Origin of the sequence: Pseudohalioglobus sediminis, assembly GCF_008370495.1 — a bacterium.
GTDB lineage: Bacteria > Pseudomonadota > Gammaproteobacteria > Pseudomonadales > Halieaceae > Halioglobus.
Map to the genome: position 1 here is coordinate 335,659 of NZ_VTUX01000001.1, position 24,386 is coordinate 360,044.

General features: G+C 63.2%; 22 protein-coding genes. 8 read left to right on the forward strand and 14 right to left on the reverse strand.

Annotated features, from left to right (window positions below; translation table 11 throughout):
* Positions 1-16 precede the first annotated feature (16 nt).
* From F0M18_RS01460 to F0M18_RS01480, 5 genes are all read left to right on the forward strand, one after another.
* Positions 17-1,462 (forward strand): cobyric acid synthase, encoded by a 1,446-nt coding sequence (locus F0M18_RS01460; RefSeq protein ID WP_149610086.1) that lies wholly within the window; start codon positions 17-19, stop codon positions 1,460-1,462.
* On the forward strand, positions 1,459-2,496 hold the full coding sequence (locus F0M18_RS01465) for a FecCD family ABC transporter permease (protein ID WP_149609604.1): 1,038 nt from the start codon (positions 1,459-1,461) through the stop codon (positions 2,494-2,496). Before F0M18_RS01460 ends, F0M18_RS01465 begins: the two co-directional genes overlap by 4 nt.
* Entirely contained in the window at positions 2,496-3,272 is a 777-nt protein-coding gene (locus F0M18_RS01470) for a heme ABC transporter ATP-binding protein (protein ID WP_149609605.1), read from the forward strand. The genes F0M18_RS01465 and F0M18_RS01470 overlap by 1 nt, the downstream gene beginning before the upstream one ends.
* Positions 3,272-4,153 carry a cobalamin-binding protein gene (locus tag F0M18_RS01475; protein ID WP_149609606.1) on the forward strand — a complete coding sequence of 294 codons (882 nt, stop codon included), beginning with the start codon at positions 3,272-3,274 and terminating at the stop codon, positions 4,151-4,153. Before F0M18_RS01470 ends, F0M18_RS01475 begins: the two co-directional genes overlap by 1 nt.
* 91 nt (positions 4,154-4,244) lie before the next feature.
* Positions 4,245-5,516 carry an O-acetylhomoserine aminocarboxypropyltransferase/cysteine synthase family protein gene (locus tag F0M18_RS01480; protein WP_149609607.1) on the forward strand — a complete coding sequence of 424 codons (1,272 nt, stop codon included), beginning with the start codon at positions 4,245-4,247 and terminating at the stop codon, positions 5,514-5,516.
* 155 nt (positions 5,517-5,671) lie between these two features.
* Here F0M18_RS01480 and F0M18_RS01485 read toward each other — a convergent pair whose 3' ends face one another.
* From F0M18_RS01485 to F0M18_RS01540, 12 genes are all read right to left on the reverse strand, one after another.
* On the reverse strand, positions 5,672-8,020 hold the full coding sequence (locus F0M18_RS01485; RefSeq protein WP_149609608.1) for a TonB-dependent receptor: 2,349 nt from the start codon (positions 8,018-8,020) through the stop codon (positions 5,672-5,674).
* A 308-nt stretch (positions 8,021-8,328) separates the two neighbouring features.
* Positions 8,329-8,853 (reverse strand): winged helix-turn-helix transcriptional regulator, encoded by a 525-nt coding sequence (locus F0M18_RS01490; RefSeq protein WP_149609609.1) that lies wholly within the window; start codon positions 8,851-8,853, stop codon positions 8,329-8,331.
* 74 nt (positions 8,854-8,927) lie between these two features.
* The gene (locus tag F0M18_RS01495) at positions 8,928-9,962 is read right to left on the reverse strand and encodes a M14 family metallopeptidase (RefSeq protein WP_149609610.1); all 1,035 of its coding nucleotides are present in this window, start codon (positions 9,960-9,962) and stop codon (positions 8,928-8,930) included.
* Positions 9,959-11,440, reverse strand: a complete 1,482-nt coding sequence (locus tag F0M18_RS01500) for a glutamate-cysteine ligase family protein (protein ID WP_149609611.1) — start codon at positions 11,438-11,440, stop codon at positions 9,959-9,961. The genes F0M18_RS01495 and F0M18_RS01500 overlap by 4 nt, the downstream gene beginning before the upstream one ends.
* Before the next feature lie 58 nt (positions 11,441-11,498).
* On the reverse strand, positions 11,499-12,221 hold the full coding sequence (locus tag F0M18_RS01505; RefSeq protein ID WP_149609612.1) for an SIMPL domain-containing protein: 723 nt from the start codon (positions 12,219-12,221) through the stop codon (positions 11,499-11,501).
* Positions 12,218-12,460: a formate dehydrogenase subunit delta gene (locus tag F0M18_RS01510; RefSeq protein ID WP_149609613.1), complete on the reverse strand. Its 243-nt coding sequence runs from the start codon at positions 12,458-12,460 to the stop codon at positions 12,218-12,220. Before F0M18_RS01510 ends, F0M18_RS01505 begins: the two co-directional genes overlap by 4 nt.
* Before the next feature lie 9 nt (positions 12,461-12,469).
* Positions 12,470-13,258 carry a formate dehydrogenase accessory sulfurtransferase FdhD gene (fdhD, locus tag F0M18_RS01515; RefSeq protein ID WP_149609614.1) on the reverse strand — a complete coding sequence of 263 codons (789 nt, stop codon included), beginning with the start codon at positions 13,256-13,258 and terminating at the stop codon, positions 12,470-12,472.
* Entirely contained in the window at positions 13,251-16,100 is a 2,850-nt protein-coding gene (fdhF, locus tag F0M18_RS01520) for a formate dehydrogenase subunit alpha (protein WP_149609615.1), read from the reverse strand. The genes fdhD and fdhF overlap by 8 nt, the downstream gene beginning before the upstream one ends.
* Positions 16,101-16,108: 8 nt before the next feature.
* A complete protein-coding gene (locus tag F0M18_RS01525) occupies positions 16,109-17,635 on the reverse strand; it encodes an NADH-ubiquinone oxidoreductase-F iron-sulfur binding region domain-containing protein (protein ID WP_149609616.1) in 1,527 nt (508 codons plus the stop codon).
* On the reverse strand, positions 17,632-18,108 hold the full coding sequence (locus F0M18_RS01530) for a formate dehydrogenase subunit gamma (protein ID WP_262500793.1): 477 nt from the start codon (positions 18,106-18,108) through the stop codon (positions 17,632-17,634). The genes F0M18_RS01525 and F0M18_RS01530 overlap by 4 nt, the downstream gene beginning before the upstream one ends.
* 78 nt (positions 18,109-18,186) lie before the next feature.
* Positions 18,187-19,020 carry an S-formylglutathione hydrolase gene (fghA, locus tag F0M18_RS01535; RefSeq protein WP_149609617.1) on the reverse strand — a complete coding sequence of 278 codons (834 nt, stop codon included), beginning with the start codon at positions 19,018-19,020 and terminating at the stop codon, positions 18,187-18,189.
* Positions 19,020-20,126: an S-(hydroxymethyl)glutathione dehydrogenase/class III alcohol dehydrogenase gene (locus F0M18_RS01540; protein WP_149609618.1), complete on the reverse strand. Its 1,107-nt coding sequence runs from the start codon at positions 20,124-20,126 to the stop codon at positions 19,020-19,022. The genes fghA and F0M18_RS01540 overlap by 1 nt, the downstream gene beginning before the upstream one ends.
* A gap of 175 nt (positions 20,127-20,301) precedes the next feature.
* Here F0M18_RS01540 and F0M18_RS01545 point away from each other — a divergent pair, with 175 nt between their 5' ends.
* Genes F0M18_RS01545 through F0M18_RS01555 form a run of 3 tightly spaced genes read left to right on the forward strand, consistent with a single transcriptional unit; the run spans position 20,302 to position 22,531 of the window.
* Entirely contained in the window at positions 20,302-21,126 is an 825-nt protein-coding gene (locus F0M18_RS01545) for a crotonase/enoyl-CoA hydratase family protein (protein ID WP_149609619.1), read from the forward strand.
* Positions 21,126-21,968, forward strand: a complete 843-nt coding sequence (gene yghU, locus F0M18_RS01550; RefSeq protein ID WP_149609620.1) for a glutathione-dependent disulfide-bond oxidoreductase — start codon at positions 21,126-21,128, stop codon at positions 21,966-21,968. Before F0M18_RS01545 ends, yghU begins: the two co-directional genes overlap by 1 nt.
* A 23-nt stretch (positions 21,969-21,991) precedes the next feature.
* Positions 21,992-22,531 carry a retropepsin-like aspartic protease family protein gene (locus F0M18_RS01555; RefSeq protein WP_149609621.1) on the forward strand — a complete coding sequence of 180 codons (540 nt, stop codon included), beginning with the start codon at positions 21,992-21,994 and terminating at the stop codon, positions 22,529-22,531.
* 16 nt (positions 22,532-22,547) lie between these two features.
* Here F0M18_RS01555 and F0M18_RS01560 read toward each other — a convergent pair whose 3' ends face one another.
* Together F0M18_RS01560 and F0M18_RS01565 are read right to left on the reverse strand one after the other, a co-directional pair.
* A complete protein-coding gene (locus tag F0M18_RS01560; protein WP_149609622.1) occupies positions 22,548-23,579 on the reverse strand; it encodes a hypothetical protein in 1,032 nt (343 codons plus the stop codon).
* Positions 23,580-23,581: 2 nt separating this feature from the next.
* Positions 23,582-24,334, reverse strand: coding sequence for a class I SAM-dependent methyltransferase (locus F0M18_RS01565; RefSeq protein ID WP_149609623.1), 753 nt, complete (start codon positions 24,332-24,334; stop codon positions 23,582-23,584).
* Between the last annotated feature and the right edge of the window lie 52 nt (positions 24,335-24,386).

The following is a 24,386-nucleotide window of genomic DNA, read 5'->3' on the forward strand; positions in this document are numbered from 1 at the left end:
CGTGCCCGGCGCGCTGATGGTGCAGGGAACCACCTCGGACGCCGGTAAGAGCGTGCTGGTGGCGGGCCTGTGCCGCGTGCTGGCTCGCCGCGGGCTATCGGTGGCGCCCTTCAAGCCGCAGAACATGTCCCTGAACAGCGCAGTGACACCCGAGGGCGGCGAAATCGGCCGCGCCCAGGCACTGCAGGCCCAGGCTGCCGGCATCCCGGCGCATACAGACATGAATCCCGTCCTGCTGAAACCCACCTCGGACCAGCGCGCGCAGGTGGTGCTGGCCGGGCAGCCGCTGCAGCACATGGATGCCATGGACTATCACCAGTACAAGACACTGGCGATGGACACGGTAATGGCCGCCTGGCGGCGACTGCAGCAACGCCACGAGTATCTGCTGGTGGAAGGCGCCGGCAGCCCGGCAGAGGTCAACCTGCGCGATCGCGATATTGCCAACATGGGCTTCGCCGAGCGCGCCGATGTGCCGGTGATCATCGTCGCCGACATTGATCGCGGTGGCGTGTTCGCGCAACTGGTGGGCACGCTGGAGCTGCTCTCGGCCAGCGAGCGGAAACGCGTATGTGGCTTTGTGATTAACCGCTTCCGCGGCGACATCGCCTTGCTGGAACCGGGTCTCGATTGGCTGGAACAACGCACTGGCAAGCCGGTGCTTGGCGTGCTGCCCTACCTGCACAACCTGCGGCTGGACGCGGAGGACGCCATCGATGTCAGCCAGGGTGACAAGGACGCGGCGCGCATCCGGGTAGTGGTGCCGGCCCTGCCACGAATTTCCAACCACACCGATTTCGATGCCCTGCGCCTGCACCCGCAGGCGGAGGTCGTTTACGTTGCCCAGGGGCAGGCGCCGCCCCCCGGCGACCTGGTCATCCTGCCCGGCAGTAAAAACGTGCGCGCCGATCTCGACTGGCTGCGCGACAACGGCTGGGAGCAATATTTGCAGCGCCACCTGCGCTACGGCGGCAAGCTGCTGGGCATCTGCGGCGGACTGCAGATGCTGGGCGACGCCATCCACGACCCGCAAGGTATCGAGGGGCAAGCCGGCAGCAGCCGCGGCCTGCAACTGCTCGATGTCAGCAGCACCCTGCAGGCCGGCAAGATCCTGCGCCAGGCCGGCGGCTACAGCGAGCTGCTGCGCACCCGCCTCGCCGGCTACGAGATTCACTGCGGGCAGACCACCCGCGGCCAGGCCGTGCCGCACTTTGCGTTGCTGGATGACGGCCGGGAAGATGGCGCCGTCTCCGCCGATGGGCAGATCGCCGGCACCTACCTGCACGGGTTGCTGGACACGCCCGTAGCCTGCGCAGCGCTGCTGCGCTGGGCGGGGCTGGAAACGGCCCGCGCAGTAGACCGCGACAGCATTCGCGAGCAGGAACTGGAGCGGCTGGCGGACTGCATCGAACAGCACCTGGACCTGCCGGGCCTGTTCCCGGCCTGCTTCGAGGCCGCATGACGCTGTCACGTGCACACAGCGCCCGACGCCTGATCATATTATTGCTGGTCCTGCTGCCGCTGGCCCTGCTGGCCGCACTCGCCCTGGGCAGCGTCAGCCTGGGCGCGGGCCAATTGCTACAGGCGCTGGGGCATGTATTCAGTGCGCAGTACCCGGATCACGCGGCGATTATCATCGGCCAGATCCGGCTGCCGCGAGCTCTGCTCGCGGCACTGGTGGGCGCCCTGCTGGCCACCAGCGGCGCCGCCATGCAGGGTATCTTTCGCAACCCGCTGGCGGACCCGTCATTGATCGGCGTCACCGCCGGCGCGTCACTGGGTGCCAGCCTGGTCATCGCCGGGGCCGGCAGCTGGATAGTCGGCATCAGCGGCCTGACCCTGGTCTCTCTCGGCGCCTTCGCCGGCGGCATGCTCGCGGTGGTGGTGGTCTATCGACTGGCCAGCTCCGACACCGGCACCTCGGTGGCCACCATGTTGCTGGCGGGCATCGCTATCACGGCACTGGCGGGGGCGCTGGGCAACGTGCTGGAGCTGTCCTCGTCCAACGAAGTGCTGCGCCGCATCAGCCTGTGGCGCATGGGCGGGCTGGACGGTGCCGACTACCCGCGGGTCGTCACCGCCATGGTGGTCACCGCCGTGGTGCTGTGGATACTGCCGCGCCATGCCCAGGCACTCAACGCCCTGCTGCTGGGCGAATCCGAGGCGCGTTACCTGGGCATTGACGTGGAGCGCACCAAGACCTGGATTGTGGTCACCGTGGCGGTTGCCGTGGGCGCCGGCGTGGCACTGGCCGGCACCATCGCCTTCGTCGGGCTGGTGATACCGCATATCGTGCGCCTGCTGATCGGCCCTGATCATCGCTACCTGCTGCCCGCGGCCGCCCTGGCAGGCGCCATCCTGCTGGTGTTTGCCGACATCCTGGCACGCACCCTGGTCGCACCCGCGGAGTTGCCGGTGGGCATCGTCACCGCCTGTATCGGCGTGCCGTTCTTTATTTCCCTGCTGCATCGGCGCAGGGATTACGGCATGCAGTAATGGACGTGCTGACGGTTACCGCGGTCAACGCAGCGCCCTACGGGCCCAGCCTGCTGCGCGATATCCATTTCACCCTGCGCCCCGGGGAGATACTGGGCTTGATCGGTCCCAACGGCGCCGGCAAGAGCACCCTGCTGCACGCGCTCGCCGGCGGCATTGCCGCAGACTCCGGGCAGGTCCTGCTCAATGGCCGCAAGCTGGCCGACTGGAGTCCGCTGGAGCGCGCCCGCGCACTGGCCATGCAGTCGCAACATGGCACCCTCAACTTCCCCTTCACCGTGGAAGAGGTGATCCTGCTCGGGCGCATGCCCCACGCCTCGGGCCGGGAGGTAGACCTCGCCATCGTCGACGAGGTACTGGCGGCAACGGACACCGCCGCCCTGCGCCGGCGCCCCTACACGCAACTCTCGGGCGGCGAAAAACAACGGGTACAACTGGCGCGCGCCGTGGCCCAGGTCTGGCGCAGTGAAGACAGCCCCTGCCGCCTGCTGCTGCTGGACGAGCCCAATTCTGCACTCGACCTGGCCCACCAGCGCATGGTGATGGCGCAGGTGGCCGCGCTGGCAGCCAGTGGCTGTGCCATCGTACTGGCGACCCACGATTTCAACCTGCTGGCATCCCACGCCGACACCCTGCTGGTGTTACAGGAAGGGCGCCAGCACAGTCACGGCACGGCCGCGACCGTGCTCAACGAAGCCATGTTCGCCGAGGTCTTCGACGTGCAGGTAATGGTGCACCCCCACCCCGGCAACGGCTCACCACTGGTGATCCAGTAATGCTGCGCGCCCTGCTCCTGCTGTTCAGTGTGTTGCCGGCGTGGGCGCTGGCGGGACCGTCGGTCACGGATGCCCTGGGGCGCACGGTCACGCTGCCGCAGCCGGCCACACGGATTGTCGCGCTGGCGCCGCATATCGTGGAAAACCTCTACAGCGCGGGGGCCGGCGACAGGGTGGTGGCCGTGGTCAGCCACAGCGATTATCCCGCCGCCGCACGGTCACTGCCGCAGGTGGGCAGCGCCTTCAGCTGGAGCCTGGAATCCGTGGTGGCGCTGGCGCCGGACCTGGTGGTGCTGTGGGGTTCGGGGAACGGCATGTCGGCGCTGGCGCAGCTCGAGCGCCTGGGGCTGGTGGTGTACGTGAGTGAGCCGCGCTCGCTAGCCGACATCGGCGACAGCATCAGGGATTTTGGCGAGCTGGCCGGGACCAGCGCCACCGCGCAACGCGAAGCCCTGGCATTTGAATCATCCATCGCCGCCTTGCGGCGTCAGGCGGCGACAGGTCCGCAGCTCAGCGTGTTTTACCAGATCTGGAATTCCCCGTTGCAAACGGTTAACGGCGAGCACCTGATAAGTCGTGTTATCGAGCTTTGCGGAGGCCGTAACATTTTTGCTGACACCCCGCAGATTGCACCGCGCGTCGCCCTTGAGTCCGTGCTGGCTGCTGACCCGGACGCCATCATCGCCAGCGGCATGGGCCAATCCAGGCCCGAGTGGCTGGATGACTGGCTCCAGTATCCCAGCCTGCGAGCGGTAAAGGGTGACGCCCTGCTACACGTGCACCCGGACCTGATCCAGCGACCCACGGTGCGTATTGCCCAGGGCGCCACACACCTGTGCGCAAAACTGGACCGTGTACGCCAGCGTGAGCAGGGGCGCTGAGACGGCGGCGCTTGCGCCGGGTCCAGCTTTTGCTAAGCTCCCCTGACCCCGATCAACCCGCAACACGACTCCTAACCAATAAGGCAACACTATGAAACCTGAAACCATCGCCCTGCATGCCGGCTACGACGGCGACCCGACCACCAACGCCGCCACCACCCCGATCTACCAGACCACCTCGTTTACCTTCGACAACACCCAGCACGGCGCCGACCTGTTCAACCTGGCAGTGCCGGGCAATATCTACAGCCGTATCATGAACCCGACCAACGCCGTGCTCGAGGCGCGCCTGGCTGAACTGGAAGGCGGCGTGGGCGCGCTGGCGGTGGCCTCGGGCATGGCCGCGATCCGCTACGCCATCGAGGCCATCTCCGAGGTAGGGTCCAATATCGTCAGCACTTCACAGCTCTACGGCGGCACCTACAACCTGTTTGCGCACACTTTCCCGCGCCAGGGCATCGAGGTGCGCTTTGCCGATGCCGACGACTACGACAAGGTCGCCTCGCTGATCGACGAGAACACCACGGCCCTGTTCTGCGAATCCATCGGCAACCCGGCGGGCAATGTCGTGGACATCGAGAAGTGGGCGGATATCGCCCATGCCGCCGGGGTACCGCTGATCGTTGACAACACGGTGGCCACACCGCTGCTGTGCCGCGCCTTCGACCACGGCGCCGACATCGTGGTGCACTCCCTGACCAAGTACATCGGCGGCCACGGCACCTCCATTGGTGGCGCCATTGTCGATTCCGGCAAATTCGACTGGGCCGGCAGCGGCCGCTTCCCGGTGATGACCACCCCGGACCCCTCCTATCATGGCGTGGTGTATACCGAGGCGCTGGGGGAAGCGGCGTTCATCGGCCGCTGCCGGGTGGTGCCGCTGCGCAATACCGGGGCCGCCCTGTCGCCGCACAATGCCTTCCTGATCATGCAGGGGCTGGAGACGCTGTCCCTGCGCATGAAACAGCACTGCAAGAATGCGAAAAAGGTAGCCAAGTACCTGCAGAAGCATCCGCAGGTAAAGTGGGTCAACTACGCCGGCCTCAAAGACAGCCCCTATCGCAAGACCTGCAAGAAAATCTGTGGCGGTGATGCCGCGGGCATTCTCAGCTTCGGCATCGACGGTGGCATAGAAGCGGGCACCCGGTTCATCGATGCGCTGCAACTCATCCTGCGCCTGGTCAACATCGGTGACGCCAAGTCCCTGGCCTGCCACCCCGCCAGCACCACCCACCGCCAGCTGAACCCGGAGGAACTCGCTTCAGCGGGTGTCAGCGAAGACATGGTGCGTCTGTCGATCGGCATCGAGCATGTGGACGACATCATCGCCGATATCGAGCAGGCGCTGGAAGCGGCGAAGTAAAGCGTGTGAAGCGCGCCCCGTAGGAGCGGCCACAGCCGCGATCGTCAGGAAGCAAAAAAATCGCGGCTGTGGCCGCTCCTACAGGGGGTGTCAGGTAAGCGGGCATAAAAAAACCGGCTCTTTACAGAGCCGGTTTTTTTGGGGTTGCTGTGCGATCAGAAATTATATCGCGCAGTGAGGCCGTAGGTACGTGGCTGGTTCACCCGGTGTCCGGCGCGGGCAGTACCGCCACGCTCCCGGTCGAGCGACAGCAGGGCCAGCTCATCAGTCAGGTTATTCACGTACACCACCAGGTCCCAGGATGCATAGTTCAGTCCGGCACTCAGGTTGACCAGGTCATAGGAGTCGAGCTCGGTCTCCACGGTGTAGACCTCGTCACCGGTCATGCCCGCAAACGGCCTGCCCGCCTGGAAAGTACCGGCACCCGGCAACTGGTCGGACGGCTGGGTGATACGATCACCGACCGCCTGCCACCAGAGCGAAACGTAGGAATCTTCTGAACCGAGGATACTGCCGAAGTTGTAGGTGCCTGAAACGGAGAACTGCCATTCAGGCACGGAGGCCAGGCGGTTGCCGTCCTCTACACCACCGACGACATTGCCGTCGCCGTCGCGGACGGTGGAGTCAAACTCCGCCTCCAGCACACTACCGGCGAAGGTCACCACAAAGGCATCGGTCACATAAGCCGTCAGTTCCAGCTCTGCACCCATGGTGTGTGCTTCCTCGACGTTGAAAGATACGCGCGAGGAGCAAGTGCCAGCATCCAGTGTTACCTGCAGGTCTTCAATATCCGTGTAGAACACCGCGGCGTTCAGGCGGATGTTATCCCACATGCTCTTGACGCCGATCTCGTAGTTCCACAGCGTCTCGTCGTCGTAGTCCTGGAAACCACCAAAAATGCGCCGGTCGCTGTCGGAACACAACGGCGTATTCAGGGGGTCATTCACGCCACCGAGGCGGAAGCCCTGTGACGCCTGGGCGTTGACGGTGACCGCATCAGTCACATCGTAGGCAGCGAGGATGCGCGGCGTGAAACCATCCGAGCTGGTTTCATCGGTCTGGTCTGCGTAGGAGGAGAAAATACCGTCCTGGATAATATCCCGGGTTTCCTCGAAGTCGTACCAGCGACCACCGAGCGTGACATCCAGGCGATCGGTGAAGCTATAAGTGGCTTCACCAAATACGGCTGTCTGCTCGATGTCGTAACTCAACTCGGAATTGAATGGAGAGTTCGGTCCGAACCCGTTCACGTAGGTATCATCTGCCGAGCCTGGGCCATTGACGGCATCGATGGCGTCATCGTAACCCGCTGTTGGCAGGAACTGGCCATAGTCACGCTGCGTATCAGAATAGAATACGCCTGCTACCCATTGCAGCGCGGAGTCGCCGTTGGAACTGACGCGGAATTCATGCGTCATCTGTTCCAGCTCGGTGGTATCCCGGAGGTTGGATGGCAACTGTGCGGCGTCTTCACCGAAGCCGAAATCGATAGTAATACTGCCGGTCAGCGCGCTGGCATCGCGGCTGACGACGATATCGCGATCGGTGTAACTGCCCACATAGGTCAAATCGACCGCATTGAGGCTCCAGGTCGCGACGACGTCAGCAATCGTGGTTTCATCGTCGAAGGCCTCGTCGAGCAGGAGGTACTGCTCAAGATCATCCAGTTGAATCGCCGGTCGTGTGGTGGTGAACGGGTTGGCGAACATGTTGTAGGTTTCCTGACGGTTGTAACCGTCGGTCTCCAGTTCCTGGTACACGATTCGCGGTGTGATCGAGAAGTTGTCCGTGGGCTGCCACAGCAGCGCCGCACGCAGGCCGTTGCGGGAGCCGTCATTGACATCCTCATCGACCCTGCCGCCTTCGCCCAGTGCATCGATGTAACCCGGATACTGGGTGCCGTAACCCACCAGGCGCAGCGCCAGGGTTTCTCCCATGGGAATATTGATGGCACCCTTCAGGTGGCCGCCCTCGCTGCCGTCATCAACCGTATTGACGTTGGCCTCAATCTGGCCCTCCATTTCTTCCAGCACCGGTTGCTTGGTGATGAACCGCACGGTACCGCCAATTGATCCGGAACCGAACAGCGTGCCCTGCGGGCCACGCAGGGTCTCTACGCGGTCGAGGTCAAACAAGTCAAGATCGGGGGTAAACAAGGACAGCGAGATAACGGTTTCATCCAGGTATACACCCACCTGTTCCTTGACGCCGGGTTGGTCGCGAACGATCTGGCCCGCCGAGACGCCGCGGATGGCCACCTGGCTCTGGCCCGGGCCGAGGTTCTGGATCGACAGCCCGGCAACGTTGCGGGAGAGTTCCTCGAGGGTGGTGGCGTTTGAGCGCTGGATATCCGCTTCCGTCTGCGCGTTCACCGAGAACGGCAGATCCTGCACCGAGGCGGTGCGTTTGGTCGCGGTAACCAGTACCTCTTCGAGTTGAGCTTGCGCGGCGGGCACGATGGAAATCATGGCCGCAGCCAGTATGGTTTTCTTGAACTTAAACATTGCGGTGTTCCCTATATTTTGCGGAGATAGCTGTTTTTTCTTGTTTATTATTGTTGTCGCAACAGTTTATACCCCTGCGGCCAAACTGAAAGTTTCGCGCGTAGTAACTATTTCATATAAAAAGCGCAGGCGGGATGGGTATGTCGGCAGCAGCCTCGCGCATTGTGGTGCTGTCTCCTCGCGGCTGTAGCCGCTCCTACGGGGTAGAATGCGGTTTCGAAGCGCCACAGCAACGCTGATTGCACGGAGAATCGCTGGGCAGACGCGACAGATAAACTGTAGGAGCGGCCACAGCCGCGAACGGCCCCTTACACGGAGCGTTTGAGCAATGGAGGGATCTCGTCGATGGACTCACCGTCGCGTCGCAATGCTTCTGCCAGCGGCAACAGTGCAGGACCCAGTTGCGGGGTGACCTCTTCCGGGCGCAGTGGCTCGTTGCACTCGCTGCAGGTGAGCACGGCGTGGGTTTTGTGGCCGCAGGTACGATGCACATACTCCAGCGGTGCGCCTTCACCCCCATCCATCCATTCGTCACCCCAGCGCGCCAAAGTCAGCAATACCGGGTACAGACCCAGGCCCTTGCGGGTGAGCCTGTATTCGTGACGCAGGGGACGGTCGCTATAGGGCACCTTGACCAGGACGCCGGCATCCACCAGCTTGCCGAGGCGCTCGGAAAGACGGTGGCGGGTAATGCCCAGATTGCCCTGGAACTGGTCGAAGCGGCGGGTGCCGAGAAAGGCGTCGCGGATGATCAGCATGGTCCAGCGCTCGCCCACGACAGACAGGGCCCGGGCTACTGAACAGGTTTGTTTGTCAATTTCGTCCCAGCGCATTGCGTCATCTCAGCGTACGTCCGCTGCCAATGTAGCACACTCATTCGGTAATGGAATGGCGAGCACTCACACGATCATGCACAGATGGTGGAGCCATCGTCAGAGACGGCATAAAACAGGCAATCGGAGTGTGCGATGGCGGCATTGTTGGTAATCATGAACAGCTTCAGCGGCTGCGCCGGGTACATCTCGCCATTCTCGATGCGCACCAGTTGCGTCACCGCGCAGCGTCCACCGGCGTCCAGGGCGCTGAACAACTGCTTCTCGGGTGCGCGGGCCCAGCCCAGGAGTGTGTCGGGCTTCACGCCACCGAAATTGTGGTGCTCAATGTCGGGCTTGAGGGTGATGTCGTAGTTGTCGCAGGGCTCTTCCGCGTAGGTCAGGGTGACATTGTCATTGAGCTCCAGGCGAATCGGGTCGCGCAACAGTTCCAGGCCCCAGTCGGTATCACCCGGGCTGAGCACCACCTCGGTCTGGAAATACCGGCACATACCCTCGAAGGCCAGTTCATGGGCTTCGTCATCCAGGCGGCCACCTACCTCCACTGTCACCGTGGGGCAATCCGCCTCGCTGCGCTCCATGAGTGCCCCGAGACCGAGATTGGAGATAATCAGGCGCTGGGTGAACAGTGACACCAGGGCATCGTGCTGGCGATCCATATACGTGCACACTCCGAAGGCGGGCCCGGAGCCGGAGGTATTATGCATATCGACCACCGCCTCGGGACGGTGCAGATTGAGAATTTCCAGTATCTCCTCTGCCAGGATACCCTGGGCATCGTCGAAAGGCGGACGGAAACAGCGATTCAGGTCCCGCGCCCGCGGCAGCATGCGGTGGCTGAAAACAGGGGGTTCCAGCGCGGCGCCAACCGAGGCCACGATACAGACGATATTGATCGCCGGCCGGCGGCCGCTTTTCAGCCAGCGGTAAAGTGCAATCGTGCCCGAGGGTTCATTGCCATGTAGCAGGGTCACCAGGGCGCGTGTTCGGGACGGGTCATCACCGGTGAGCAGGAAGCAGGTGGGCCCATCCATCCAGTGCAGAAATTCCTCGATGTTGTAGCCGAGGTCTTTGGGGTCGGGATCGCGTACAAACTTGAATCGTCTCATACAGGCCACCGGGCCACAGGCAGGTTCTGCGCACTGAGGCCGATAAAGTTCTCCAGTAGTTCGTGCATAGCCCTGTCTGCGGGCATCTGCTGTTTCAATTTCTGCAACTTGCGCTGCTGCCAAACGGCCCCCGTCTGCCTGTTCTGCAGGCGTTCTTCGATAACGCCGAGGTAACGATCTATCTCCGCTGCGCTGATTCCTATTGTACCCAGGCCAACGCGGGCCACCGGCAACATGCGTGCAATCACCTCGGTAATCGGCTGTTCCCGGTAACCGGACTGGTCCAGTTCCGGCCATACCAGTCGCGCATCGAGACCGTGCTGTGCCGCCCGATAGAAATTGTACTCGGCATTGCGAAACGGAATAGCCGGCAGCAGGTGCGCCAGCTGGGAACGAATTCCCTCGGCGGCGCCGATCAGGAAAGCGGCATTGGCGACCATGTCTACCGCCGTGGGTCCTGCCGGCAGGGCGCGCATTTCAATACGCAGGTGTCCGCCGTCCGCGTCATCGTAAATGGGCCGGTTCCAAAGCCACACCGTGCTCTGGTGCAGGCGCAGCTCGGCCAGTGACGGCACCCTGCCCGCGGCCATATCCTCTGCGGCGGTGCTGCCGTCACGCAGCGGCAGCAACGGCGGGTAAATGCGCACCACCTCGCGGAACAGTTCCTCGGCGCCGCACCGCGCCCAACCCTGGCCGAAGTTGACCCGCGCCGGCTCGTTCCAGCCGTAAGGGTCAAGGTGGCGGGTATCAATAGACTGCTTGAACAGCGGGATACGGGTCTCGTGCCAGAGCGAGTGACCGAACAGCCCCGGCGAATTGGCGGCCAGCGCAACCGCCAGCGGCGTCATCAACTGAATAGCGTTGAAGGTATCGGCGAAGGCGCTGGGGGTAACCCGGTAGTGCACCTGGAAAGAGGTATTGGCACCCTCCAGGGTGATGTCCTGCATGGCCAGCTTGAGCGGCTCAGTGCCGTTGATATCTATCTGGAAACGGTCGCCGCGACGCTCGATCAACTGTCGCACCAGCGCGTGGTAGCGGCGCCGGTCGGTAATGCAGTGCGAGCCGAAATCCGTCTCGCGCAGGGTCGGCAGTATGCCGATGGGCACAATGCGACCGCCGTGCGCGGCGGCTACCGGCGCCAGCCGCTCAAGGCTGTCGATAATCGCCTTCTCGGTGCACCGGAAGGGGTCATCGCTGAGGGCAAAGGGCGGGAGATTGTACTCCAGGTTATAACGATTCAACTCGAGGGTCAGCGTGGGATCAGCGGCGGCCTCGAGTATCTCCTGGTTGGCATAGAGCGGGTAGCCGTCGCCATCGACGATATACATCTCCAGCTCCGCACCCAGCGACGCCGGGCCCTCGCCGAAGCCGGGACGCTGCAACAGTTCGCCCAGCGCCTCGATGTTATCTTCCAGGCAAGCGCGAAACGCCAGGAAATCCTGGTCGCTAAACTCGATGTGATCTATCTCAATACCCATAGCAGGCCATTGTGACTTTCCTCGTGGGTATTGTTATTGATCTGGATCGACTAAACGATTACTGATCGATGGCGATGGTCAGGTGGACCGTGACCCGATACCGATTCTCACCGGCCGCCACCGGCACCGAATCAGCTGCCGCTGCCGATGCCATCATACGCTCCGCGCGGTAGGGCTGCGGATTGTAGCTCTCTTCGGAAATCGACAGGATGTCACCGAGGTCCACATCGGCTGCCTCAGCCAGCGTCTCGGCCCTGGCCAGGGCATCTTTCACTGCCGCAGCGCGCGCCTTGGCCAGCACCTCTTCAGGGTCTTCATTGGTGAACTGGATGTTACCACCCTCATTCACGCCCAGGGTCACGGACTGGTCAAGCAGTTTGCCCACGTCATCGAGATCGCGCACACGCACGGTGAGGCTGTTGCGCACCACGTAACCGACGATTTCCGGTGGTTTTTCATTGCGCGGCTTGGGATATACGTACCGCGGCTGGATGGAAAAGTTCGAGGTCTGCAGGTCGCGTTCCGCCACGCCCTGCTTGCGCATCGCGCGAATCACCTCGGTCATGGCCGCGGAATTGGCGTCCAGCGCCTCACGCGCTGTCTTCGCCTCGCGAGTAACGGTCAGTTGCATGATCGCCATGTCGGGCGCCATGGCCCGCTCCGCCTCACCACTGACGCGGATCTGGGCCTCGGCTTCATCGGCACTGGCAACAGCTGGTGCAAGTATTATCGCGAGCATCGCGGCAAGCAGCCCCGCCCTGGTTGAAAACATTGTATTCATGGTCTCTGACTCCCTTGTGTATCCGATTGCCCGGCGAACACCAGGCGTACCGCGGGGGACAAGTCCTCGCCTCCCGCATCCGCGTATGCCGACAATTGTTCACGCATGGCCCTGGTCCAGAATTTTTCCAGGTGCTCAGCCGTGCACTGCGCCGCACGGCTTAGATCGCGCTGCTCGCCGAAGTTCAGTGCGATCTGGTTTGCCATCTTTACCAGGTGATCGATCTGTTGGCCGCTCATTTTGCCTCGCTAACGCACGCGATGTTCGCCACAGTAAATCACCTGCCGACCGCGTTGTACAAACCCGACCAGGCTCATGCCCGCCTGTTGCGCCTGCGCTACGGCCAGCGAGGTGGGCGCCGAAACCGCGGCCAGCAGCGCCACGTTACAGGCTGCCGCCTTGGCCACCATTTCATAGCCGATGCGGCTGGTAAGCAGGATAAAACCGCTGTCGCTTGCGCGCAACGCCAGCGCACCGAGCAATTTGTCCAGCGCATTGTGGCGCCCCACGTCTTCCCGGACCAGCAGGATATCTCCCTGTGCACTGCACCAGGCGGCCGCGTGCACACCGCCGGTGCGGCGTTTCAGCTCCTGCGTTGCCGCAAGCCCATCCAGTGCAGCCTGTATTGCCTCATGCGTCGTTTGCACTTCCGCGCTGACGCTGTGAGGTGGGTAAACCGCCTGTTCCAGCGACTCGACACCGCAGAGACCGCAGCCACTGCGCCCGGTGAGCTGGCGGCGGCGGTGTTTCAGCGCGGCGAACGGTTCACCGGTAATCTGCATGGCCACCTCGACACCCTGTTCGCGTGTCGCCACCTGCAGGTCCAGCAACTGGTCGCTGTCGCGCAAGATACCCTCGGACAGGCTGAAACCCAAGGCGAGGTCTTCAAGGTCCATCGGCGTGGCCATCATGACCGCGTGCGACACACCGTTGTAGACCAGCGCCACCGGGCTTTCCACCACCACATCGTCACTGTCCTCGACGCCCTCCCCCGCGCACCAGACACGGCGCGGCAGCGTCACTGTTCCGTCAGGCATCAGTACGCGCGCGCTCAAGCAGGTCCCGCTGCTTGCGATCGAACTGCTGCTGCCGCGCCTGCCATGCGGACGGTGCGCTGACGCGACTTACCTGCACCGCAGTGACCTTGTACTCCGGGCAGTTGGTGGCCCAGTCAGAGTTATCCGTGGTGACCACGTTGGCCCCGGACACCGGATGGTGAAACGTGGTGTATACGACACCCGGTTTCACCCGGGTAGTGAGGGTGGCACGCAGCACCGTATTGCCGACGCGGCTCTGGATGCCGACCCAGTCGCCCTCGCTGACGCCACGCTCCTGGGCATCGTGCGGATGTATCTCCAGCGTGTCCTCGCTGTGCCAGGCGCTGTTGTCGGTGCGACGGGTCTGCGCACCGACATTGTACTGGCTGAGAATCCGCCCGGTCGTCAGCAGCAGCGGGAAACGGCGGTTGGCGCGTTCATCCGTGGCCACAAAATCAGTAATCGCAAAGTAACCCTTGCCGCGCACAAATTCGTCCCTGTGCATGGTCGGGGTGCCCTCGGGGGCGCTTTCATTGCATGGCCACTGCAGGCTGCCTTTCTCGTCGAGCAGGGCATAGCTGACGCCGCTGAACGTTGGCGTCAGGCTCGCGATCTCGTCCATGATCTGCGAGGGGTGCGCATAATCCATATCGCAACCGAGTGCTGCGGCAAACGCCTGCGTCACCTCCCAGTCGGCTTTGCCGGATAACGGCGGCATGACCTTGCGCACCCGGGAAATGCGGCGCTCGGCGTTGGTAAACGTGCCATCCTTTTCCAGGAAAGACGCCCCGGGCAGGAACACGTGTGCGAACTTGGCGGTTTCGTTGAGGAAGATGTCCTGTACCACCAGGCATTCCAGCGCCGACAGCGCCGCCTCGATGTGCTGCGTATTCGGATCGGACTGGGCAACGTCTTCGCCCTGGCAGTACAGCCCGCGAAACTGCCCGTCCAGTGCCGCGTCGAACATGTTGGGTATGCGCATGCCCGGCTCGGGATCCAGCTGCACCTGCCAGGCCGCCTCGAACTGGCCGCGGGTGGCCGCATCTGAAAGATGCCGGTAGCCGGGCAGTTCGTGGGGGAAGGAGCCCATGTCGCAGGAACCCTGCACGTTGTTCTGCCCGCGCATGGGGTTCACCCCCACACCCTCGCGACCGATATTGCCGGTGAGCATGGCCAGGTTGGCAATGGCCATCACCGCGGTGGAGCCCTGGCTGTGTTCGGTCACCCCGAGCCCGTAGTAGATTGCCGCGTTGCCGCCGCTGGCATAGAGCCGCGCGGCCGCGCGCAGGCTTTCCGGGTCCACTCCCGTTGCTGCCGCCAGCGCCTCCGGCGCGTTGTGCTCCGCACTGACAAACTCAAGCCAGGAGGCGAAGGACTCACGGTCACAGCGCTGTGCAATGAACCCGGCGTCGTGAAGCGCTTCGGTGGCGATAACGTGTGCCATGGCATTCAGTACCGCCACGTTGGCGCCAGGATTCACCGGCAGGTGGTAATCGGCACGAATATGCGGCGCATCCACCAGCTCGATCTCACGCGGGTCGATCACAATCAACCTGGCGCCCTCACGCAGGCGGCGCTTGAGGCGTGAACCGAACACCGGGTGGGCTTCGGTCGGATTGGCGCCGATCACCATGATCACGTCGGCGCTGTCGACCGAGGTGAAGGCCTGGGTGCCGGCCGATTCGCCCAGGGTGGTTTTCAGGCCGAAACCAGTGGGTGAATGGCAGACGCGGGCACAGGTATCGATATTGTTGTTACCGAAGCCGGCGCGCACCAGTTTCTGTACCAGGTAGACTTCCTCATTGGTGCAGCGACTGGAACTGATGGCGCCGATACTGTTGCGGCCGTGCCGCTCCTGGATCTCACGAAAACGGCGCGCGGCAAACTGCAGTGCCTCGTCCCAGCTGACCTCGCGCCAGGGCTGCTCGATACTGTCGCGAACCATCGGCGTGGTAATGCGATCCGGGTGGGTGGCGTAGCCGAAGGCAAAGCGCCCCTTTACGCAGGCGTGGCCCTCATTGGCCCTGCCATCTTTCCAGGGCGTCATGCGCACCACGGTATTACCGCGCAACTCGGCGCGGAAGCCACAGCCAACACCGCAATAGGCGCAGGTGGTAATGGCCGTGTGCTCGGGGATGCCCTGCTCGATGATACTGTTCTCGGTTAGCGTGGCGGTGGGACAGGCGTTCACGCAGGCGCCGCAGGAGACACAATCGGAGCCGAGAAAGTCGGTCGCACCCACGCTGACCCGAGAGTCAAAACCGCGGCCCTCGATGGTCAGGGCAAAAGTGCCCTGGACCTCTTCACAGGCACGCACGCAGCGTGAGCAGACAATGCACTTGGCGGGATCAAAGGTGAAATACGGGTTGCTCTGGTCCTTTTCTGCCTCCAGGTGGTTGGCGCCTGCAAAGCCGTAGCGCACCGCGCGCAGGCCCACTTCCCCTGCCGTATCCTGTAGCTCGCAATCACCATTGGTGGGGCAGGTCAGGCAGTCCAGCGGATGGTCGGAGATATACAGCTCCATTACCCCACGGCGCAACTTTGCCAGCGCGGGTGTTTGTGTTTGCACCTGCATGCCGGGTTCCACCGGCGTGGTGCAGGAGGCGGGATAACCCCTGCGCCCGGCAATCTCCACCAGGCAGACACGGCAGGAGCCAAATGCCTCCAGTGAATCAGAGGCACACAGTTTCGGCACCTTGACGCCTGCCAGTGCCGCCGCGCGCATGACCGAGGTGCCCGCGGGCACTTCGATATCGATGCCATCGATTTGCAGCGCTACCGCCTCACCGCCGCTGGCGGCCGGCGTGCCGTAATCTCTTTGCGGTTCGTAGTACTGCACCATAAGCGTGCCTATTGAAAATCTTCCGGGAAGTGCGCGATTGCGCTGCGCACCGGGTTTGGCGTAAGCCCGCCCATGGCGCACAGCGAGGCCGATGTCATGGTGTCACACAGGTCCTCGAGCAGGGCCAGATTCCTGGCGCCTTCTTCCCTGGCGATAATGCGGTCCAGTACTTCCACGCCACGCACCGAACCGACACGACAGGGCGTGCACTTGCCGCAGGATTCGGCTGCACAAAACGCCATGGCGAAGCGTGCCTGTGCGGCCATGTCCACAGTGTCATCGAACACCACCACCCCGCCGTGGCCCAGCATACCGCCCGCGGCGGCAAAGGCCTCGTAATCCAGCGGCGTATCCCACAGTGACTCGGGCAGGTAGGCGCCAAGCGGTCCGCCCACCTGGATGGCGCGCATCGGCCGCCCCGAGCGGGTGCCACCGGCAAACGTATCCAGCACCTCGCGCAGGGTGCAGCCATAGGGCACTTCCACCAGCCCGCCATGGCGAACATTGCCCGCCAGCTGCAGGGTCAGCGTGCCACGGGAACGCCCGCTGCCCAGGCCCGCATAGGCCTCTGCGCCGTCAGCCATGATGCTGGCCACGGCGGCGAGGGTCAGCACGTTGTTGACCACGGTGGGCTGGCCGAACAGACCCTGGTGTGCAGGCAGCGGTGGCTTGGCGCGCACCACGCCGCGCTTGCCCTCGAGGCTGTCGAGCAGGGCCGTTTCCTCGCCACAGATATAGGCGCCTGCACCCAGGCGCAGTTCCAGGTGAAAGGCCCTGCCACTGTCGCAAATGTCCTGTCCCAGGTAACCGGCGGCCTCGGCCTTGGCGATAGCCGTGTGCATCACCTGCCAGGCATCGGGGTATTCCGAGCGCAGGTAGATATAACCGCGGTCTGCTCCCACCGCGACACCCGCGATGGCCATACCCTCGATCAACTGGTAGGGGTCCGACTCCATCAGCAGGCGGTCGGCAAAGGTTCCGGAATCGCCCTCATCGGCATTGCAGACAATATATTTCTGCCCGGCTTCCGCCTCCAGGACGGTGCGCCACTTCACCCCGGTGGGAAAGGCAGCACCGCCGCGACCGCGCAGCCCGGAGCGAGTCACCTCATCGACAATGTCCCCCGGCGACAGGTGCACCGCGTGCTCAAGCCCCTCGAAACCGTGCCGAGCCAGGTAGGACTCCAGGCAGAGCGGATCGTCGAGCCCGGCACGCATGAAGGTAACGCGCTGTTGCGCGGCGAACCACGGGTGTTGTTCAAGGGGACCCAGGTAGCGGTCATGGGTTGCATATTCGTGCGCTTCCAGCGCCAGGATGGCGGGCACATCGTCGGCGCAGAGCGGACCAAAGCCAACGCGCTTGCCGTCCTGCTCGATCTCCAGCAGCGGTTCCAGCCAGAACGCACCACGGGAGCCGTTGCGCACAATCTCGGCATGGTTGTGCTCCGCAACACCTGAGGCCAGGGCAGCGGCCACCGCATCTGCCCCCACCGCCCGCGCCGTGGCATCACGCGGTACGAAATAGCGCGTACTCATGCCGTGTCCTCCGCGCCCTGCCGCAGCGATGCGATCAGGCCGGCCAGGCCCTCGCGGTCGACGCGGGCATAGGTATCGTTGTCGAGTCGCACCGAGGGCGAGCAAGCGCAGTTGCCCAGGCAATATACGGATTCGAGGGTAATCACACCGTCAGCGGTGGTGTTGCCAAAATCCACCCCCAGCAGGTCCCGGGCACAGGCCTCCAGTTCCCTGCCACCGGTCGCCTGGCAGGACTCGGCCCGGCACACCTGCAGCGTGTGTCGGCCACCGGGTGCGGTGCGCAGGTCATGGTAAAAGCTGATTACCCCGTGCACTTCGGCCGCGGAACAGTTCATCACCCGGGCAATTGCCGGCACAGCCTCGCCGGGGATGTAACCCAGGTCTTCCTGTATCGCCTGCAGCAGCGGCAGCAGGCCACCCGGGGTATCCTGGTACTGGCACAGCAGTTGCGCGAGCAGGCGTTCGGTGTCCAAAGCGTGTTCTCTTATTCTGCTTCTACCCGCCAAGTATGGCCCAAGGCGCGCCCGCCGTCAGCCCGGACCGGGCTCGCGTCACAAATTCGCGGCATGAAAAGCGATATGTTCGCCGATGAAGCTGGCAATGAAAAAATAGCTGTGGTCGTAACCGGTTTGCATACGCAGCTGCAGCGGGTAACCGGAACTGTCCGCGGCCTGCTGCAGCAAGTGCGGCTTCAGTTGCTCGTCGAGGAAATCGTCGGCATCTCCCTGGTCCACCAGCAGCGGCAGTTGTTCCGTGTCACGGCCCAGCAGCACACTGCTGTCATAGTTCTCCCACTCCCGGATTTCGTCACCCAGATAGGCCGCGAGCGCCTTGCGGCCCCAGGGGCAGCGCATGGGTGAAGAGATCGGTGCGAAAGCCGAGACCGAGCGAAAGCGGCCCGAGGCGGTAAGGGCGATGGTAATGGCGCCGTGTCCGCCCATGGAGTGTCCGGAGATGGCCGCCCGCGCGCTGTCTACCGGGAAATTGGCACCCACCAGGGTGAACAATTCGCTGACCACGTAATCGCGCATATTGTAGTGCGCCGCCCAGGGCTCCTGGGTCGCGTTCACGTAAAAGCCGGCACCGAGGCCAAAGTCCCAGGCGCCCTCAGGGTCGTCGGGTACCCCCTCTCCTCGTGGGCTGGTATCGGGGGCCACGATGGCCAGGCCGTGCTCCGCGGCATAGCGCTGGGCGCCGGCCTTGGTGACAAAGTTCTCGTCGGTGCAGGTCAGCCCGGACAGCCAGTACAGCACCGGCACCCGGCCGCGCTCGGCCTGCGGCGGCAGGTAAATGGAGAAGTTCATGTCACAGCCCAGGGCCGACGAGCTATGGCTGTAACGCAACTGGCGGCCGCCGAAGCAACGATTCTCTGCAATTTTTTGCATCAGTACAGCACCACCGAACGGATACTCTCACCCGCATGCATCAGGTCGAAGGCCTTGTTGATGTCGTCCAGCGGCATGGTGTGGGTAATCAGGTCGTCAATATTGATGCGGCCATCCATGTACCAGTCGACTATCCTAGGCACATCAGTGCGGCCGCGAGCGCCGCCGAAGGCAGTGCCCTTCCAGCTGCGCCCGGTCACCAGCTGGAACGGCCGCGTGGCAATTTCCTGACCGGCGCCGGCCACACCGATAATGCAGCTCTCGCCCCAGCCCTTGTGACAGGCTTCCAGGGCCTGGCGCATGGTATTGACGTTGCCAATGCACTCGAAGGTGTAATCGAGGCCACCGCCGGTGATTTCCACCAGGTGGCCCACCACGTCGTCCACATCATTCGGGTTGACGAAGTCGGTCATGCCAAACTGGCGCGCCAGCGGCACCTTGTCGGCATTGATATCAACACCGATGATGCGTGAAGCGCCCACCATCTTCGCACCCTGGATCACGTTGAGACCGATACCGCCAAGCCCCCACACCGCCACGGTAGAGCCCGGCTCGACTTTCATGGTGAATGCCACCGCGCCAATGCCGGTGGTGACGCCGCAGCCGATGTAGCAGATCTTGTCGAAGGGCGCGTCTTTTCGCACCCTGGCCAGGGCAATCTCCGGCATGACCGTATAGTTGGAGAAGGTGGAGCAGCCCATGTAGTGCAGGATGGGCTTGCCATCGAGGGAGAAGCGGCTGGAGCCATCGGGCATCACGCCCTGCCCCTGGGTTTCGCGGATGGACTGGCACAGGTTGGTCTTGGGGTGCAGGCAGAAATCACATTCACGACACTCCGGTGTATACAGCGGGATTACATGGTCCCCGGGTTGAAGGCTGGTGACCCCGGGGCCAACCTCAACCACCACACCCGCGCCTTCGTGGCCGAGGATCGCCGGGAAGGCACCTTCCGGGTCATCACCGGACAGGGTGAAAGCATCGGTATGGCAAACCCCGGTGGCCTTGATTTCCACCAGCACCTCGCCGGCGCGGGGGCCATCCAGGTCCACCTCGACAATTTCCAGCGGTTTTCCCGCTTCAAAGGCTACCGCGGCGCGTGTTTTCATGGGCTGCTCCCTGTTTCCTTAAAGAGCAACAAGTCTACAAGCAAACCCGTCTCGTATGACAAGTCATATCCGATATTTTTGTTTCCCATAGTGTGACCAGCCGCAGCCCGCTGGCACTGTTGACGGTGGTATTTGCGGTTATACTCCCAGACCCCGACTGTTACGGAGACAAGACATGACCGAACTGGTCACTATCGACATTCACGATCACGTCGCCCATGTGCGCCTTAATCGGCCGGAAAAAATGAACGCCCTGAACTGGGACATGTTCGATGCCATCAACGCCGCCGGCGATGCGGTGAGCCAGGACAAATCCATTCGCGCGGTAGTGCTGTCCGGCGAAGGCCGCGGTTTTTGCGCCGGGCTCGATCTGGAAAACTTTGCCGGCGGACTGGGCAAGGACCCCTTCGGCGAGGGGCGCGGCGGCTTCTGGCCAAATTATTACCAGCAGCCCGCCTACGTGTGGAGGCAGGTGCCCGTGCCGGTCATTTGCGCCATTCACGGCGTCGCCTACGGCGGCGGTTTCCAGATCGCCATGGGTGCCGATATCCGTATCGCCCACCCGCAGAGCAAGCTCTCGGTGATGGAGATCAAGTGGGGCCTGATTCCCGACATGTCCGCGTCGCAGACACTGCGCGACCTGGTACGTCTGGATGTGGCCAAGGAACTCACCTTCAGCGGCCGTGTCGTGGAAGCGGCAGAAGCCCTGTCGCTGGGCCTGCTCACCCGGGTGGATGAAGACCCGGTCACCGCCGCCCTGGACATGGCCCGGGACATTGCCGGGCGCAACCCCGACGCTATCACCCTCGGCAAGTACCTGCTCGACAACGCCTGGCACGGCGACGACGAAGCAGGCCTGCGCCTGGAGGAAGTCCTGCAGGCAAGGATTATCGGCAAGAACAACCAGATGGAGGCGGTCATGTCCGCCATGGAAAAACGCGAGGCCAACTATACGCCCCGTGCGATCGACACTTTCAATGACCTCAAGGATATCGGCTGATGACGGACAACAGTTACCAACCACCCAGGGTCTGGACCTGGGAACCCGACGCAGACAACGGCGGACGCTTCGCCAGCATCAACCGCCCGGTTGCCGGCGCCACCCATGACAAGCCCCGCCCGGTGGGCAAACACCCCCTGCAACTGTATTCGCTGGCCACCCCCAACGGGATCAAGGTCACCGTGCTGCTGGAGGAATTGCTGGCTCTGGGATTCGAGGGCGCGGAGTACGATGCGTACCTGATCAACATCCTGGAAGGCGACCAGTTCAGCAGCGGTTTTGTCGAGGCCAACCCCAACTCCAAGATTCCCGCGCTGGTGGACCATAGCACCAACCCGCCTACGCGGGTGTTCGAGTCCGGCGCGATCCTGCTGTACCTGGCGGAGAAATTCGGTGCCTTCCTGCCCACTGACGCCAGCCGCGCCGAGTGCCTGTCCTGGCTGTTCTGGCAGATGGGCAGCGCCCCCTATCTCGGCGGCGGTTTCGGCCACTTCTACGCGTACGCGCCGGAGAAGTGGGAATACCCTATCAACCGTTTCACCATGGAAGTGAAGCGCCAACTGGACGTGCTGGACAAGCGCCTCGCCGAGGTCCAATGGCTGGCGGGCGATGACTACACCATTGCCGATATGGCCAACTGGCCCTGGTATGGCGTGCTGGTGACCGGTGAGACCTACAACGCCCAGGAATTTCTCGATGTGCAGTCCTACCAGCATGTACTGCGCTGGGCGCGGGACGTGGAGGCAAGGCCCGCCGTGCAGCGCGGCCAGCGGGTCAACCGCGTCTGGGGCGAAGAAGCGGATCGCGTGCCGGAGCGCCACGACGCCAGCGATCTGGACTGAGCCTGCTGCGCGTATAAACCCGTATGGAATCCACTGAGCCGGTAAAGCAGCAGAAGCGTATGGGGCTGGGCATGATGGTGCTGGCCTGGCTTACACTGCTCGGCCTGGGCGCGCTGTTCTTCGGTGACGTACTGGAGCGCCAGTTCAATCCCAACCAGCAACTGGAAACGCGGCTTGCAGCCGACGGCGTGCGCGAGGTGGTGCTGCAGCGCAACCGCTTTGGCCACTATGTCACCAGCGGTGAAATCAACGGCAAGCCGGTCACCTTCATGCTGGACACGGGGGCTACCGGCGTTGCCATACCCGACGCGGTGGCGAAGCGACTGGGTGTGCCCCGGGGGCGCCCGTATCGCACCCAGACCGCCAACGGCACCGCTGTAAGCTATGCCGCGGTACTGGACTCCGTGGCCGTAGGCGATATCGAGCTCAACAACGTCAGCGCTGGCATCGCACCGGGCATGGGTATCGACCAGGTACTGCTGGGCATGTCCTTCCTAAAGCACATCGAGTTCACCCAGCGTGGCGATACGCTGATCCTGCGCCAGTTGTTACCGGCTTCCTGAGCACCAGGCGTCAACGTCACGCCTGCCCTTCCATGCCCGCCAGCGCCGCCACCGCGTCAGCAATAGCGCGGTAGTCTGTCGCAGCCACTGGCGCCCCCCCCACCTGCTGCTGCAACCAGGCCAGCGACACGGCGGGAATCGTCAGCAGGTCCTGGGGATCGCGAATGCCGAGCTCGTCGTCTGCAGTGACGTCCTGTTCCACGGAAAAACCGGCCCGCTGCTCAAAACGCTCAACCTCGCCGGGCCTGATCACCACCAGCTGCCGATACAGCTCGCTGTGAAAGCGCAGCGGCGGGCCAGGCAGCGCCTTCAGCCGGCGCACCACGGCCTTGTCCTGCGCACAGGGCGTGGTGTAGTAGCGACGGTAAACGTAGAGCAACTGGATCGCATGCAGTGACAGGCTGACATTCACCGGCCGGGCCGGCTGCGCCTGCGGGGCGGTAACGCCAAGCTGTGCCAGGAAATCCAGCACCACGTCTCCTTGCGGAAACAGCGCCTCGTCATACTTGTATGAAATCACCTGCTCCGCGCCGAAAACCGCATCCTGCAGTTCGATGGTGCGACAATAGGCCAGGCGATAGGTCTGCATGAGTGAGGCCGCGGTGTGCTTGAGCTTTTCCTGGAAAGCACTTTCCATTCTCGCCTTCAGCGGGCGAAAGTACTGGTGCAGGGAAATGTCATCAAAGTGCGGGGCCAGCACATCGCGCAGGGACTGCAGTTCTTCACTATTGAAGGTGCCGATTGACTCGGCAGACAGGATCGTCAACGGGGCTGTGACCGCGCTGGCCAGTTTGGTCAACTGCGCTTGTGCGCGCCGCCGCTTGACTTCGACCTCGTCGGCAGTGAGTTGCCGGTGGCGGAAGGCCGGCAATTCGGCGACGTCCTGCTTGAACGCCTGCAGCATCCACAGGGAGGAATTGGGGCGCTCCGCCCGGCAAAGGTAAGCCAGCCCCTCGATCTCATGTTGCCGCTCGAACAGATAGCGCTGGATGGCGGACGAACCGGTCTTGTGACTACCGGCATGAATGACAATGCGTTTACGGAGCATGCCTAGCCCGCAACACGCGCGATATACATGCCGTAGCCATAGTACGACTGGTGCGCGCGGTACAAGGCAATTTCTTCCTGCTCCGCGGCTACCAGGTTGCGCGCCGCGGGATCATTTTCATGCCGCGCCAGGAAAGCGGGAAACGCCTCCTGCAGGGGCAGGTAATAGTTTTCCAGCCAACAGTCCGCAGGCAGGGAAAAATACGCCTGCAGGTCGTAGCCGTTCGCCTCGAGTTGCGCCAGCTTCGCGCCGGCACTGGCTATTTCGGGATAGGCATCGAGCCAGTAGCGCTCCAGGGCCTCTGGGCGCGAGCCGGTCAGCCAGGTGATCTCCGATACCACCAGCGTCCCACCCGGCTTGAGGAAGCGGCGCCAGGCCCTGATGCCGTCGACAAAACCCATGTTATAAATCGCACCCTCGGACCAGATCAGGTCGAACTCGGCATCGGCGAAGGGCAGCGACTCCATGGCACACACCAACGGGTGCACACGCTCTGACAGGCTCTGCTCGCGCGCTGCGGCGTCAAGTTGACCGATAAACTCAGCAGCAAAATCCACCGCCGTCACATCAGCCCCGAACTGCGCCGCCAGCTGCAGGGCGGCAGCACCGGTGCCGCAGCCGATATCGGCAACGCGCAAGCCGCGCGCCGTGTCCAGGCCGGCAAGCGTCATGGCCCGGGCCGTTACCGCGGCGCTGCCTGGCCCCTGGCGGTGCTGGTGCCGGTGCAGATCAATAAGCAGGGCCAGGTCATCCATGCGGTACCTCCAGGTTGTTGCATACACAGCCACACAGTGTTCTCGGCGCACA